A 13,377-nucleotide genomic window follows, 5' to 3' on the forward strand; every position below is an offset into this window, starting at 1 on the left:
GACAGTCGCGCCCTCGTCGTGAATCAGCGACCGCGGCATCCAGTGGTTCCTGGGGGTCCGGGGGTGGCCCCGGATCGACACAGGGATCGATACGGTGATCGACACCGTACTGATCCACACAGTGCGGTCGCACTTCCACGAAGCAGTCTACTCGATACCACAACACGGAACCGATTTCTGCGTCTTCTCGCTAAAAGCTCTTGCTGTGTCGCCCGGGAAACCGCGGGGAAGGCGGTGACGAACGCGGCGCCGGCGGCCGAGCCGCGGAGCCGTACGCTGCACCCATGAGTGATTCCTCTCCAGGGATTGTGGACCTGCTCGGTGTCCTCGCGTACGCCGAGCTCACCGCCTTCCTCCGGCTGGCCGAGGACGCCGCCCTGCTGGCTCCGACGCTGAACGACAGGGCCGCCCTCGGGGACGTGGCCGCGACCGAGTACGGGCACTTCCGGGTGCTGCGGGACCGGCTTGCCTCGCTCGGCGCCGATCCGGAGGAGGCCATGGCCCCCTTCGTGGAGGCGATCGACGCCTGGCACGCCCAGACCAGGCCGAAGGACTGGTACGAGGCGCTGATCAAGGCGTACGTCGGCGTGGGGATCGCGGGCGACTTCTACCGCGAGGCGGCGCGCAACACCACTCCCTCGATCAGCGCCCTGGTCGACGAGGTCCTGACCGACGAGAGCCGTGGAGAGTTCGCGGTGGAGCGGGTGCGCGCCGCGCTGGACGCCGACCCGCGGTTGTGCGGCCGCCTCGCGCTGTGGGCGCGCCGCATGGTCGGCGAGGCGCTGAGCCAGGGACAGCGGCTCGCCGCCGCCCGGCCGCAGCTCGCCGCCCTGCTGGTGGGCGAGGAGGGGGAGAACCTGGCGGAGGTCGGGCGGATGTTCGCCAGGCTGACCGAGGAGCACGGCAAGCGGATGGCCGCCCTCGGCCTCACACCCGGCCCGTGATCTTCACGGCTTCGGGCGCGGTCGTCGACGCGGCGCTTCGCGTCCTCGATCCTCGCTGACCTGGCCCGAATCCGGGAACGGCGGCGATCGGGAGGGCCGGGAGCCCGCACCGGGCAGCGGCCGGTCGGGCGTTCATGGGTCGCGCACGTGCCAAACGGATGTACGGTGCGAGCATGAGGGCCTCGCGCCGCTACGGCACTTCCTTGACGAGATGTGGGCCGAACACCTGGACTCCTCGTGCGGTGTTGCGGAGAGGAAGCGCGGGCTGTCCGACGATCAGCGGGAGGCGGGATCCCCATCACGCGGATCTGACCCGCCGTCCCCGCGGATGCGGCTACGGACGCAGCTGACCCCGCGCGGATCACGGCCGCCGGGACGGCGCGCGTCGTGAGCGCGCGCCGTCGGCCGGCCGGTGGCGACGGCGGAGGCGCGCTAGAGCGTCCCGCCGAAGCCGACGGGGCGCGACTCGTCCTCGCCGATCTCGACGAAGCCGAGCGAGGCCACGGGGACGACCACTCGGCGGCCGCTGGTGTCGGTGAGTGAGAAGACGCCCTTCTCGGAGGCGAGCGCCTTGCGGAGTTCCTCCTCGATCTCCTCGGCCGAGAGGTCGGTCTCCACCACGAGCTCACGGTGCACCGACTGCACGCCGATCTTTATTTCCATCGGGCTCCCCTTTCGCGAGGGCTGTTCCCTACCCATCGTCGTCGCCTCAGGGAGCGGCCGGTCCTGTGATCGCGTGAAGCGAACAGGATTCCGGTCAGCCGGTGCGCGGGAAACCGCTGATCCCGCGCCAGGCAAGGCGCGCCATCAGCTGGGTCGCCGCCTCCTTGGGGATCGAGCCGTGGCTGCTCAGCCAGTAGCGCGCGCTCACCTCGGCCATGCCGACCAGGCCCACGCCGAGCAGGTGCGCCTCGTCGCTGGAGCAGCCGGTGTCCTCCTGGATCACCCGGCTGATCGCCTCGGCGCTCTCGTGCAGCGAACGCTCCATCCGCTGCCGTACGGGCGCGACGTTGCGCAGGTCGGATTCGAAGACAAGCCGGAACGCCTCGCCCTGGCTGGAGACGAAGTCGAAGAAGGCGCCGATGGCGGCCTGCACGCGCTGCTTGTTGTCGGTGGTGGACTCGAGCGCCTGCCTGCACCGGCTCACCATGTCGTCGACGTGCAGATCGAGCAGCGCGAGGTACAGCTCCAGCTTGCCCGGGAAGTGCTGGTAGAGCACCGGCTTGCTCACACCGGCCCGCTCGGCGATCTCGTCCATCGCCGCCGCGTGGTAGCCGTTCTCCACGAACACTTCCTGTGCCGCGCTCAGCAACTGGCGGCGGCGGGCCATCCGGGGTAGCCGGGTGCCCCGGGGCTTGGCGTCCGGGGTAGCGGTCACGGCAGTCTCCTTGCAAGATGCGCATCGGGGGCTCCCGCCCCGCGGCCTCATCCTACGTGTCGGTAATCCGGGTCAGCGATAGTCGTCGTCGTCGAGGTCGACCGTTCGCTCCTGCTCGGCCACGTCGGCCGGATCGGCCTCGAACGGAACGCGCTCGGGCCAGCGCCTGTCGTCGGCGACCTTGACGAGCTGGTGCTGCTCGACCGCGTCGGCCTCCGGCGCCTCGATCGAGATCTCCTCGACCACCTCGTCGAGGGGGTCCATCTCGGGCATCTGCTTGTCCTTCCGTTCGAAGGTCGGCTGCGACAGGTCCAACACTACGGCCAGGGCGGCGGCGGAACTAAGCGGCAGGCCTAAGCGGTGAGGGGTGCGAACAGGTCGCCGTGTTTCTCCACGCGCTCCAGCACCTCAGGCGCGGTGAAGACCAGCCGGTCGGGGCTGTCGCAGGCCTCGACCTCCTCCCACAGCAGGGGAGTGGACGCGGTCGGCCGCCCGGCGGCGCGCAGCGAGTAGGGCGCGACCGTCGTCTTGGCCGGGTTGTTCTGGCTCCAGTCGATGAAGACCTTGCCCGGCCGCTCCTTCTTCGCCATCACGCTCGTCACGAACGGATGCTCGGTCTGCATCCGCCGGGCGAGCGCCTTGGCGTAGTCGGAGGTGCCCGGGCCCCGGTCCCAGGGGACGTAGATCTGCATGCCCTTCTGGCCGCTGGTCTTGGGGTGGCTGTCCAGGCCGTCGTCGGCCAGGGCCTGCCGCAGCAGGACGGCGACCCGGCAGCAGTCGACGATCGTGGCGGGGGCGCCGGGGTCGAGGTCGAAGACGAGGGTGTCGGGCGGCTGCGGCTCGCCGTCCTTGGCGACCCGCCACATCGGCACGTGGATCTCCAGGGCGGCCAGGTTGGCGTAGTAGACCAGGGTCGGGAGGTCCTCCACGACCGCGAAGTCGATCTCCTCGCGGTTCTTGGTGCTGCCCGGCGCGGGCAGGGTCACCGTACGGACCCAGTCGGGAGTGTGCTCGGGGACGTTCTTCTCGAAGAAGAACTGGCCGTCGATGCCGTTCGGGTAGCGCTTGACCGTGAGCGGGCGCCCCTTCAGGTGCGGCACCAGGACCGGTGCGATCCGGGTGTAGTAGTCGATCACCTCGGCCTTGCTGAACGCGGCGTCGGGATAGAGGACCTTGTCCAGATTGGTCAGGACAAGCAGGCGGCCCTCCACCTTCACCCGCACCTTCTCCGTCATCGCTGCTCCTCCCGCCGCACCTCCGCGGGGATCTTGTCGGCGCGCGCGCCCCGCCACACGGGGTTGCGCAGCCGCCCGTCGCGCGTCCACATCGTGAACGCCACCTCGCCCACCACCTCGGGCCTGACCCATCGGGCGTTCCGGGAGATCTCTCTCGGAAGCCCGTCAGAGAAGGGGCTCTGCCCGATCTCGAGCGGCTCAATCAGGCGGAGGATGTCGCCGAGCATCGCGTCGGTGAATCCGGTGCCCACGTGGCCGACGAAGAGGAACCCGGCCGGCGACGTCCCGGCGTACATGCCGAGCAGGAGCGAGCCGACGCCGCCCGCGCGGCGGCCCTTGCCCGGCCGCCAGCCGCCGACGACCACCTCGGCGGTGCGCAGGTTCTTGATCTTTATCCACCACTCCGCCCTGCGCCCCGGCCGGTAGGGCGAGTCGAGCCGCTTGGCGACCACGCCCTCCAGCCCCTGCCGCCTGGTGGCCTCCAGCACCGCCGGTTCGCAGGGGAGGTACGGCGGCGCGCCCAGGCCGAGCGAGTCGAGCAGCGCCCGCCGGTCCAGGTAGGGCAGGTCGAGCAGCGTGTGCCCGTCGAGATGGAGCAGGTCGAAGGGCAGGTAGGAGACCGGCAGCCGGCCGAGCAGGTGGGCGCCGCCGGGATCGGTGACGTGCATGCGTCGTTGCAGCCGGGCGAAGCTGGGCCGGCCCTCGGGGTCGAAGGCCACCACCTCGCCGTCGACGACCGCCCTGCGCCCGGCCAGCGGGGCCATGGCGGCGGAGACCTCGGGATATCGGGAGGTGAAGTCGGCACCGTGCCGCCCGGTGACCCGCACGCCGCCGTCGACGTACGCGAGCGCGCGGATGCCGTCCCACTTCACCTCCAGCGCGTACGCCTCGGGGTCGGAGGGGATTTCTCCTGCAATGGCAAGCATCGGCTCGATCGGATACGGCACCGCCATAGTGGGTACCTGCCCATGAGGTAACTCCCTTGAATCCACCATAGCGTTGTTCGAACACAGAGACGAGAATGTGGCTATGCGCAGCATCTGGAAAGGCGCGATCTCGTTCGGTCTTGTCACCATCCCGGTGAAGCTCTACTCGGCGACCGAGCAGAAGGACGTCGCGTTCCACCAGGTGCACCGGGAGGACGGCGGCAGGATCAAATACAAGAGGATCTGCTCGGTCGACGGCGAAGAGGTGCCCTACTCCGACATCGCCAAGGGGTACGAGCTGGCGACCGGCGAGATGGTCGTGCTGACCGACGAGGACTTCGCCGACCTGCCGTTGACCACTTCCCGCAGGATCGACGTGCTGCAGTTCACCCCCGCGGACCAGATCGACCCCATCTACTTCGCCAAGTCCTACTACCTGGAGCCGGACGGGCAGGGTGCCAAGCCGTACGTGCTGCTGCGGGACGCCTTGGAGCGGTCGGGGCAGGTGGCGGTCGTGAAGGTCGCCCTGCGGCAGCGCGAGTCGCTGGCCGCGCTCCGCGTCCGCGACGGCGTCTTCGTGCTGGAGACGATGCTCTGGCCGGACGAGATCCGCGAGGCCGACTTCGGGTTCCTGGAGGAGGACGTCGACGTGCGGCCCCAGGAACTGAAGATGGCCGAGTCCCTGATCGAGACGATGGTGGCGGACTTCGATCCCACGGAGTACAAGGACGCCTACCGCGAGGCGCTGCAGGAGGTCATCGAGGCCAAGGTGGCGGGCAAGGAGGTCGTCGCGCCCGAGGCCCCGGCCGAGGCCGGGCCGGCCGTCGACCTCATGGCCGCGCTGCGGGCCAGCGTCGAGGCGGCCAAACGGGAGCGCCAGGGCGCCCCTGCGGCCAAGTCGCCCGGCAGGGCCGCCAAGGCCAAGGCCGCCGCCTCCGGCACCGCCGCGAGGAAGGCCGCGTCGGACGGCGCGGACGAGGAGGAGAAGACGCCGAAGAAGCGGAAGACCCGCCGCTCCGCCTGAGCTTTTTCGGAGGAGCCCCGGCGGACTTTCCGCCGGGGCTTTCTTCACGGTACGGAAGTGGGCGATCCGTACAGGGCCGCAGGCTCTCGGCCGCCCGTTCACCGCCGCCCGATCGCCACGAAGGTGGCGGAGGCGTGATCAGGGCGGGCCCGGACACCGCGGCCTCACGCCGACGGCCCCATACGAGTGGGTGTCACCCGTCAGTGTCAGTCGTCGTCGTCGCCGTCGATCTCGACGACGGCGTCACCGGATGCGAAGGCCGCGTTGTTCCGAGTGACCTTCTTCTCCTTCTTGAACTTGAAGAAGCGGAAGTCGTTACGGTTGACGGCCGTGTTACGGCAGCCGCGTCCGCGACGCCCGCAGTGGTCCCAGCCGTGGCCCCAGTTGCTGCTGATGGTCGGGGTGCCAGGGGTGGCTGCGTGAGCCGTGGTGGCGCTCAGGGCGAGCGCGCCGCCGGCCATTACCGTGCTGACCGCCAGACCGGTGATGACGTTCCGGAATTTGGGCATTGAGGTCCTCCTCGAAGGATGGAGTGCCCGAGTGCGACATTCCCGATGACTGCCGGAAATGTCCAGGTGATGTCCGGTATGTCCGGTCATCGCCCGTGGCGTCTTAATTGCCGATGGAGCCTGCCGGCAAACTGGGCCGGAGGGAATTTGGGCCCGCGTTGTGGTGCGACGCGCCGGGTTAGGCGACCGCTGACCTGATCGACGTTCATGCCTGACGTGTCCGTGCGGCATGCGGGGTACGGCGGGCTCTGCTTCCCCGTCGTGATGTTCGTCAATCCCCCGTTCTCGTTCGCTTCGGCCCACGGGAGCCGGTCGCCCGGGACGGCGCGTGAGGTGGTGGCGGGGCGGGATCGGAGGCCGGAAAAGGTCAGGGCTCCGGCGAGGATCTCGCCGGAGCCCTTGTGTCATGCCATCCGGTGGAAGGCGTTCTCAGGCTTCCCGTCGCTCGGCGCAAGGTCGCACTGAAAACGCCTGGTTGCACTCACCCGGTGCCGTCGTCCCCGGCCCGTGGCGGAGTGGAACTCGCGGGGCGGTCCCGCCTCACTGGCTCACGTCACCCGACCGGACGGCGCGGTGTCGCACGAGGCGTCACGCCTCGCGGATCAGTTGTTGTTGTTCTTGTTCTCGTTCTTGTTGTTGTGCTCGCGGTCGTTGCGGTTCCACCAGTCGTTGTTGTTGTGGTCCCACCAGTTCTGGTCGGCCCACCAGTTGTTGTTGAGCCAGTTGAAGGCGCGGTCGTCCTTCTCCTGGAAACCGAAGGCGACGTCCTTGGCGACGAGGCCGAAGGCGTCGTGCTCAGCCTTGTCGTCCTTGTAGAGGTTCTGGCCCCACCAGTTGTTGGTGTCCCACCAGTTGTTCTGGTTGCGGTCGTTGACGTTGTGGTTGCGGTCGTTGCGCTCCCGGTTGTTGTTGGGGAAGAACGCCTGCGGGTTGTTCTCCCCCTTCTTGTTGTCCTGGGCGATGCCGCCCGTGCTGTCGTCGACGCCGTTGGCCGCGCCGTCCTTGACGATGGGGCGGTCCTCCTTGACCCAGAAGGGGTTGTCGTCGGCACTGGCGGCCGTGGCGCCCATGGCGACGGCCCCGCCGACGACCGCGGTGCTGAGCGCGAGCCCTGCGAAGATCTTCTTGAGGTTGGGCATTATGATTCCTCCCTGACAGGATTCGATTTCGAATTGCCCTGCGTCTGCCGGCATTTCCCGTCCGCCTGCTGTGGGCGGGAATTCCTTCGTGGCTCTAATTGAGCCTTGCTTCCGACGCTAGTTGTGATTTCCTGCCAGGCGGCCCGACAAACTGACGTCTGCTGCTTTTAGTTAATGATTAGCTGCGTATAGGATTGATTCGATGGATAATGCGCCTTATGTAGGGATAGGTACGATTTGCCCCTCTGGCGTGGCCGCGCTCTGACTTCCGGCGAGTGGGGGTGCCGGCTTGCCCGCATTGCGATGCGGTGGGCTGGTGTGGGGAGTAGGACGGTGCCCGTACGTCATCCCATCCGGGTCGGACGAGGTCGGGGAGCGGCCGCGAATCGTGGGCCCGAGAAAAGGCCGCGGAGGGAAGTGAGCGGCGGCGATGACCGCAGTCGGGGAAAAGGGCAGGGCTCCGGCGGAACCTTCCCGCCGGAGCCCTTGGTTGTCACTGTAGGAGGATTGACGGCCGTTCCCCTTTCAGGCCGCCGTCGCTCGGTGAGCGAGCGGCCGGCCGGTCGGGGAACGTGTCTCTGCACTCAACGGCGCCAGTCCGTGTGCCGGGGCCGGAGACCTCGTGGGAGGTCCTCCAGGTCCGTCACCTTCTCGGAGCGGCGCGATCGTCTCGCAGGAGCCGCTGGACCTGCCTTCTCAGTTCACGCGGTCGTTGTTGTTGTGGTTCCACCAGTTGTCGTCGTTGCAGTTCCACCAGTTGTTGTTGTTCCACCAGTTGTTGTTGAACCAGGTGTTGTCCTTGTTCGTCTTGTCCTGGAAGCCGATCGCGACGTCCTTGGCGACGAGCCCGAAGCCGGAGAAGTCGTCCCGCTTGTCGGAGAACGCCCCCTGGTTCCAGAAGTTCTGGTTGTTCCACCAGCAGTTGTCGTTGTTCTGGTTGAAGTTCTGGTTGCGGTCGTTCCGATCGAAGTTGTTGTTGTTGTTCGGGTTGGAGAAGACAGGGAAGACGTTCTCCCGATCACCGCGCTCGCCGAAGCCCTTGTTGCCCTGGGCGATGCCGCCCGTGCTGTCGTCGACGCCGTTGGCCAGGCCGTCCCGGACGATGGGACGGTCGACATCGCCGGTCCTGGTCGCGGCGCCGGCGGCACCGGCGCCCAGAGCGGCCACGCCGCCGATGGCGGCGGTGCTGAGCGCGAGACCAGCGATGATCTTGTGGAGCTTGGACATGCGTGTCCCCCTTGACAGGATTCAGTATCCCTGAATTTGTTTAGGGCATTTCTGAGAGAAATGTCCTTCGGGCTCTTAATTGAGCCCTAACTTCCTGTGCTGTCATGATTTCCAGCGCGCTGGCCCGACAAACGGCCATCTAGGCCTTTTGATCACTAGTTAGAGTCTTATGAACTGACTTAGAGGTATTAAGAGAGAAATGTCTTGATTGACCGATTTCTGACGGGGGCGTTCACGCGTGCCGTTCACGCGTCGGAGTTCGGCCGTGAGACGGAAACGGAGGCGACGGCCTGAGCCCTACGACGCTGTGAGCGTCGTCCGCCTTTGCCGTTGCGGCGTGGCCGCGGCCGATCGGGCCGGGCCGGGAAGGGCGCCCTGGCGGGCCCGCTGCTGTCTCCGGCCTGGGCCGTGAGCAGTCGCTCGGGGCTCCGGGCCGACTGGTGGAGGCCGAGCGCCGGATCCCCCTGCCGGAGCGTGTAGGGGCGGCTCGCGTTCCCGTGGGAGACCTCTTGTATGGGGAAAAAGTCAGGGCTCCGGCGAGAGTCTCGCCGGAGCCCTTGTCTCTGCTGGATCGAACGGCCGTTCCCGGAGCGTGGAGCTCACGGAGCTTCGGATGCCACGGGAACGTGACTGCGCCTCAGGGCGCCGTTCTCCTGTCGAGGCGGTGGAGGACGGTGTGGCCGGCCGGTTCCGTCATCCCTTCACCTGCAGGATTTCGAGCGGCGCGGTCGTCTCGCGGGCGTTGCCCGCCCCGCCATTCTCAGTTGCAGAAGTTGTCGTTGTTGTTGTTGCACCAGTTGTTGTTCTGGTTGTTGTTCCACCAGCAGTTGTTGTTGAACCAGCCGTTGTTGAAGAAGTTGCTCTCGCGGTTCGTCTTGTCGCTGAAGGCGATCGTGGCGCAGGGGCCGACGATGGCGAAGTTGGAGTCGCTGTCGAGGTTGTCGCAGAACGCGCTCTGGTTCCAGAAGCTCTGGTTGTTCCAGAAGTTGTTGTTCTGGTTGTTGTTGCACCAGTTGTTGTTGTTGCAATTGTTGTTGTTGAACGGCTGGCAGTTGTTGTTGTTGTTACAGTTGAAAGGAACGAAGTTGTTGTTGTTGCAGGGCATGCCGCCGAGACCGAAGAAGCCGTCTCCACAGCTGGCGCTCGCGGCTGTGGCGCCCATGGCGATCGCGCCACCGGCGATCGCGGTGCCGAGTGCGAGTCCGGCGAGAACGTTCTTGAACTTGGGCATTGCTGTCCCCCTTGAAAGGATTGGAATTCCCCGCATCCTCCGATATTTCTCACTGGAGATTCGAGAGAAATATCTCTATGGCCCCCGCGGGCCGGGTTCCTGCGATACGTTGATGTCCGACGCACGAGCCCGACAAACGCACTCCTGTGGCTTTTGATCAGCTATTAGGGCTTTATGGCGGGACTTAGAATAATAAAGGGCGACTTGTCCCAGAATGTCCGATTTTCGTGCTGGGCCGGCGATGGCGGGCGGACGGCGTGCCGAGGCGAGGTGAACGCCGGACGCGTGAGGCGTTCCCGGCGGAGTCAGGGAGCCAGCGAGCCCGGGGAAACGGGGATACGGGGAAATCCGGAAAGCGGGGGAACGGGCCGGGCGCGGCTCGTGGAGCACGCCATGCAGTCGCGCGTACGAGGGCGTGCGGTCGCGCGGGAGGCAGGCGGAAGGCGGGGCGGCGGTGGAAGGCGGGGCGGAAAGGCGAGAAGACAGGGCGGGAACGAGGGCCGGGGGCGGGCCGATGCGGGGAGCGCCGTGCCGATCGGAGGGGGTCGCGACGGTGACGGGCCTCGGGCCCGCTGGGGAACGTGCCTGAAGCCGCGCGGACCTCGCGCGGCCGGACCGGGGCGAGCGGCGGGGGACAGGGGATTGCGGGCAGCGAGGAGCGCCCGTGCCCCCGGAGGCCCGTGGACACTGTCCACGGGCGCGGTGAGCACGGGCGCCCTTCAACCGATCCCCGAGCCCGCGGCCCGGGTTTTACCGCAGCCGGTCATCCGGCGACACGGTGGGTCCTGTGTCAGGGCCTCGGCGTCTCGTTCGAAGGCTCGTGGCCCTTCTTCCTCTCCTCTTCCTTCTTGACGTCGGCGTCCACGTCGACGTCGACATCCTTCGTCTTGGCCTGCGGGTTGACCTGCGTGGCCGTGTTCGTGCGCGGGTCGGCCTGCGAGGACTGGTCCTGCCAGGGCCGGTTGTGCATCTGGTTCCAGTCGGTGGTGTTCGTCGTCGGGAACGTGGAGTTCTGCGACCACTGGGCGTTCCACGGAACCGCGGCGGAGCCGTTCGACGACTTCTGGAACGGCGTCAGAACGAGCGTGAAGTCACGCAGCAGGAACTGGCTCTGGTTCTCCGACTGACGAGCGTGCTGCCACTCGTGGTTCTTGTTCTTGTTCTTGTTCTTGTTCTTGTTACGGCCCTTCTGCCCCTGGGCCTGCCGGTTGGTGTTGTAGTTGCGGTTGTAGCTCGGCCGGACGTAGCGGACACCGCCGGACGGAGCGGGAACGTACCCGCCCATGACGGTCGCTGCGCTTGCCGTGCCGGCGGTGGCGCCACCGAGCGCGATGGCCGCGCCGCTCAGCGCGGTGCCGAGGGCGAGAAGCCCGGCGATGTTCTTCAACGCGGACATTTGGGTGTTTCTCCTCTGAATATTGCGACCCCGGCCCGGTCCGGTGAGGGACCAGGGCGGGTGTAGTGGGTTCGGCGCCGTCGTGTGTGACGCGGCGCGATGCGTTCGCCTGGCACCGGCGGTCCTCTCCTCGAACACGCCGCCGGCGCTCTGCTTTCTCAACTGCTCGTTCGACCGCGGACGGAGCGGCGGACACGGGCGGCGCCGGCGCGTGTCTCACGGTCATCCGGTCGCCGCCCGTCCCGCCGGGCGGTGTCCGCCGATCCGTCACTCGCGGTGTGTCTTCCGTTGCTCGAAGATCGCGGCTCAGGTGAGACCGCGGGTCACGAGTACGGGTGGCCGTCGGCTGCCGCGTCACCCGCCGTGGCCGGGACGTTCACCGAGGCCGCTCGTGCGGATCCCGTCAGGGCGCGATCACCGGCTCGTCGCGGTCGTAGCCACGGTCGTAGCCACGGTCGTAGCCCTTCTTCTTCTCCTTCTCCACGTCCACGTCGATGTCCGCGTCGATGTCCTTCTTCTTCACGCGCGGGTTGACCTCGGTGGCCGTGTTCGTCTTCGGCTGGGCCTGGGCGTCCTGGCCCTGGCGCGGGTTGTTGAACTGGTCGCTGAAGTTGTTCGAGCGGGTCGTCGGAACCGACTGCGAGTTCCCGTACTGCCAGTTGTACGGAAGCGCCCGCGCGTCGGTGTCCGTCTTCTGGAACGGCGTGAGGACGAGCGTGAAGTCACGCAGCAGGAACTGGTTCTGGGCCTGGTTCTGCCGCTCGTGCTGCCACTGCTTCGTCTTGTTCTTGTTCTTGTTCTTGTTGCCGTTCAGAGCCTTGTTCTTCTGGCGCTGCGCGTTCCGGTTGCGGTTGTAGTTCGCGTAGGGGTAGTAGCCACCGCCGCCCACGTAGCCGCCCATGACGGTCGCGGCGTTCGCGCTGGTGGCGGCGACAGCGGTACCCAGGGTCACGGCGCCGCCGGTGAGCGCGGCGCTGATCGCGAGGATCCCGACCAGGTTGTTGAACTTGGGCATTTCATGTCCTCCTTGAAGGATTGTTGCCCCGACACTCCGGCGTTTTCCAAGTCGTTCGGAAAATGCCCTTACTGATGACCCTTGGTGGATCATCCCTGCATTGTCTTGTTTTCCTCACCGTCCGAGCGACAAACGGCGGTCGGCGGCTTTTGCCATTCACTTATCGCTTTATTGGCATCGTTGACACCGATAGGATCGCTTTGGTCCGAATTGCGATTCGTATCCGCATTTCGAAATGTCCGAATGAGGGCGATATTGCCCCTATGTCGCGCTCGCTGATCGGGGCGAACCCGGATGATCGATCCCGCGTCCCCCGGGTAGCGGGAGTGCCGCCCGAGGTGGCGTACGGGCGGGGTTATGGTCGAGAAACGCGAGGCGAACAGGGGAGGACGCGTGGGTGTCGAGCCGATTCCGCAGTGGCCCGGCCGGCTCATCGACGTGGGGGACGCGCGCATCCACGTGCGGACGACCCCGGAGGGGCCGCCCGAGACCGCTGTCTACGTGCACGGTCTGGCGGGTTCGGCGACCAACTGGACCGACCTGATGGGCGAGCTCGCCGACGTGGTGCGGGGGGTCGCGGTCGACCTGCCGGGGGCCGGGCACTCCCCGGAGCCCGCGGACGGCGACTATTCGGTCCCCGCCCACGCCAGGGCGCTGGTCCGGGTCGTCGAGAGTCTGGGGGAGGGGCCGGTCCACCTCTTCGGCAACTCGATGGGCGGCGCGGTCTCGGTGCGGGTCGCGGCCACGCGCCCCGACCTCGTCAGGTCGCTGACGCTGGTCTCGCCGGCGCTGCCCGACCTGCTGCCGAGGTACGGCCCGGCCAGGGTCGCCATGTCGGCCGCCCCGCGCCTGGGAGAGCTGGCCGTCCGCTGGCTCAGCGCGCTGCCGCCGGAGCGGCGCGTCCAGGCGACGCTCAGCATGTGCTACGCCGACGCCGGGCGGGTCCATCCGGAGCGGCTGCGCGAGGCGATAGAGGAGCTGTGCCGCCGCGACGGCCTGCCGCACGCGGGGGCGGCCATGGTCGGCTGCGCCCGCGCGATCGTGCGCGAATACTTCCGCCTGGGCCCCGACAACCTCTGGCGGCAGGCCGAGCGGGTCACCGCGCCCACCCTCGTCGTGTACGGCCTGCGCGACCGGCTGGTCCACGCCCGCATGGCGCACCGGGCCGGACGGGTCTTCCGCGACGTGCGCCTGGTCACACTTCCGCACGCCGGTCACGTGGCGCAGATGGAGTATCCCGAGCTCGTGGCCCGCGAGGCGCGCCGCCTGCTCGCCTACACGAGGACGCCCCTGCGCCGAACAGCGTGATTGGGGAATGCGGGGCCACCCCGGTTAAGTTGTGAGAAGAGCTTG

14 protein-coding genes are annotated in these 13,377 nt (G+C 67.5%); 3 read left to right on the plus strand and 11 right to left on the minus strand.

Annotation, left to right across the window (positions count from 1 at the left end; all coding sequences use genetic code 11):
- Positions 1-284: 284 nt before the first annotated feature.
- Positions 285-944, plus strand: coding sequence for a ferritin-like fold-containing protein (locus ABZ860_RS16700; protein ID WP_357220677.1), 660 nt, complete (start codon positions 285-287; stop codon positions 942-944).
- Between the two features lie 432 nt (positions 945-1,376).
- On the opposite strand, the gene ABZ860_RS16705 is transcribed toward ABZ860_RS16700, so the two are convergent.
- The 5 genes from ABZ860_RS16705 to ligD (ABZ860_RS16725) all read right to left on the minus strand — a co-directional run bounded on the left by ABZ860_RS16705 (position 1,377) and on the right by ligD (ABZ860_RS16725) (position 4,483).
- Entirely contained in the window at positions 1,377-1,607 is a 231-nt protein-coding gene (locus ABZ860_RS16705; RefSeq protein ID WP_357220679.1) for a DUF3107 domain-containing protein, read from the minus strand.
- 94 nt (positions 1,608-1,701) lie between these two features.
- Positions 1,702-2,322 (minus strand): TetR/AcrR family transcriptional regulator, encoded by a 621-nt coding sequence (locus ABZ860_RS16710; protein WP_142620227.1) that lies wholly within the window; start codon positions 2,320-2,322, stop codon positions 1,702-1,704.
- A 72-nt stretch (positions 2,323-2,394) separates the two neighbouring features.
- A complete protein-coding gene (locus tag ABZ860_RS16715) occupies positions 2,395-2,595 on the minus strand; it encodes a hypothetical protein (protein ID WP_357220681.1) in 201 nt (66 codons plus the stop codon).
- An 80-nt stretch (positions 2,596-2,675) separates the two neighbouring features.
- Complete coding sequence (gene ligD / locus ABZ860_RS16720; protein WP_357220683.1) at positions 2,676-3,557, minus strand: non-homologous end-joining DNA ligase; 882 nt, start codon at positions 3,555-3,557, stop codon at positions 2,676-2,678.
- Complete coding sequence (ligD, locus tag ABZ860_RS16725) at positions 3,554-4,483, minus strand: non-homologous end-joining DNA ligase (protein WP_357220685.1); 930 nt, start codon at positions 4,481-4,483, stop codon at positions 3,554-3,556. Before ligD (ABZ860_RS16725) ends, ligD (ABZ860_RS16720) begins: the two co-directional genes overlap by 4 nt.
- A 103-nt stretch (positions 4,484-4,586) precedes the next feature.
- Here ligD (ABZ860_RS16725) and ABZ860_RS16730 point away from each other — a divergent pair, with 103 nt between their 5' ends.
- Complete coding sequence (locus ABZ860_RS16730; RefSeq protein ID WP_357220687.1) at positions 4,587-5,507, plus strand: Ku protein; 921 nt, start codon at positions 4,587-4,589, stop codon at positions 5,505-5,507.
- A 206-nt stretch (positions 5,508-5,713) separates the two neighbouring features.
- On the opposite strand, the gene ABZ860_RS16735 is transcribed toward ABZ860_RS16730, so the two are convergent.
- The 6 genes from ABZ860_RS16735 to ABZ860_RS16760 form a co-directional block, all read right to left on the minus strand.
- Entirely contained in the window at positions 5,714-6,016 is a 303-nt protein-coding gene (locus tag ABZ860_RS16735) for a hypothetical protein (RefSeq protein WP_357220688.1), read from the minus strand.
- A 602-nt stretch (positions 6,017-6,618) separates the two neighbouring features.
- The gene (locus tag ABZ860_RS16740) at positions 6,619-7,155 is read right to left on the minus strand and encodes a hypothetical protein (protein ID WP_357220689.1); all 537 of its coding nucleotides are present in this window, start codon (positions 7,153-7,155) and stop codon (positions 6,619-6,621) included.
- 696 nt (positions 7,156-7,851) lie between these two features.
- Positions 7,852-8,382, minus strand: a complete 531-nt coding sequence (locus ABZ860_RS16745) for a hypothetical protein (protein WP_357220691.1) — start codon at positions 8,380-8,382, stop codon at positions 7,852-7,854.
- Positions 8,383-9,142: 760 nt separating this feature from the next.
- A complete protein-coding gene (locus tag ABZ860_RS16750) occupies positions 9,143-9,613 on the minus strand; it encodes a hypothetical protein (protein ID WP_357220693.1) in 471 nt (156 codons plus the stop codon).
- 790 nt (positions 9,614-10,403) lie between these two features.
- Positions 10,404-11,009, minus strand: a complete 606-nt coding sequence (locus ABZ860_RS16755; protein ID WP_357220695.1) for a hypothetical protein — start codon at positions 11,007-11,009, stop codon at positions 10,404-10,406.
- A 403-nt stretch (positions 11,010-11,412) separates the two neighbouring features.
- On the minus strand, positions 11,413-12,024 hold the full coding sequence (locus tag ABZ860_RS16760; RefSeq protein ID WP_357220697.1) for a hypothetical protein: 612 nt from the start codon (positions 12,022-12,024) through the stop codon (positions 11,413-11,415).
- 393 nt (positions 12,025-12,417) lie between these two features.
- Here ABZ860_RS16760 and ABZ860_RS16765 point away from each other — a divergent pair, with 393 nt between their 5' ends.
- The gene (locus ABZ860_RS16765; RefSeq protein WP_357220699.1) at positions 12,418-13,332 is read left to right on the plus strand and encodes an alpha/beta fold hydrolase; all 915 of its coding nucleotides are present in this window, start codon (positions 12,418-12,420) and stop codon (positions 13,330-13,332) included.
- The last annotated feature ends 45 nt before the right edge of the window (positions 13,333-13,377 follow it).

It is taken from the genome of Microbispora sp. NPDC046973, assembly GCF_040644495.1.
In the GTDB taxonomy this organism is placed as follows: domain Bacteria; phylum Actinomycetota; class Actinomycetes; order Streptosporangiales; family Streptosporangiaceae; genus Microbispora.

Bases quoted from the DNA above. Each gene is read 5' to 3' on its own strand.
- ABZ860_RS16700 (WP_357220677.1), top strand. From the start codon at position 285: ATGAGTGATTCCTCTCCAGGGATTGTGGACCTGCTCGGTGTCCTCGCG.
- ABZ860_RS16705 (WP_357220679.1), bottom strand. From the start codon at position 1,607: ATGGAAATAAAGATCGGCGTGCAGTCGGTGCACCGTGAGCTCGTGGTG.
- ABZ860_RS16715 (WP_357220681.1), bottom strand. From the start codon at position 2,595: ATGCCCGAGATGGACCCCCTCGACGAGGTGGTCGAGGAGATCTCGATC.
- ligD (WP_357220683.1), bottom strand. From the start codon at position 3,557: ATGACGGAGAAGGTGCGGGTGAAGGTGGAGGGCCGCCTGCTTGTCCTG.
- ligD (WP_357220685.1), bottom strand. From the start codon at position 4,483: ATGCTTGCCATTGCAGGAGAAATCCCCTCCGACCCCGAGGCGTACGCG.
- ABZ860_RS16730 (WP_357220687.1), top strand. From the start codon at position 4,587: ATGCGCAGCATCTGGAAAGGCGCGATCTCGTTCGGTCTTGTCACCATC.
- ABZ860_RS16735 (WP_357220688.1), bottom strand. From the start codon at position 6,016: ATGCCCAAATTCCGGAACGTCATCACCGGTCTGGCGGTCAGCACGGTA.
- ABZ860_RS16740 (WP_357220689.1), bottom strand. From the start codon at position 7,155: ATGCCCAACCTCAAGAAGATCTTCGCAGGGCTCGCGCTCAGCACCGCG.
- ABZ860_RS16745 (WP_357220691.1), bottom strand. From the start codon at position 8,382: ATGTCCAAGCTCCACAAGATCATCGCTGGTCTCGCGCTCAGCACCGCC.
- ABZ860_RS16750 (WP_357220693.1), bottom strand. From the start codon at position 9,613: ATGCCCAAGTTCAAGAACGTTCTCGCCGGACTCGCACTCGGCACCGCG.
- ABZ860_RS16755 (WP_357220695.1), bottom strand. From the start codon at position 11,009: ATGTCCGCGTTGAAGAACATCGCCGGGCTTCTCGCCCTCGGCACCGCG.
- ABZ860_RS16760 (WP_357220697.1), bottom strand. From the start codon at position 12,024: ATGCCCAAGTTCAACAACCTGGTCGGGATCCTCGCGATCAGCGCCGCG.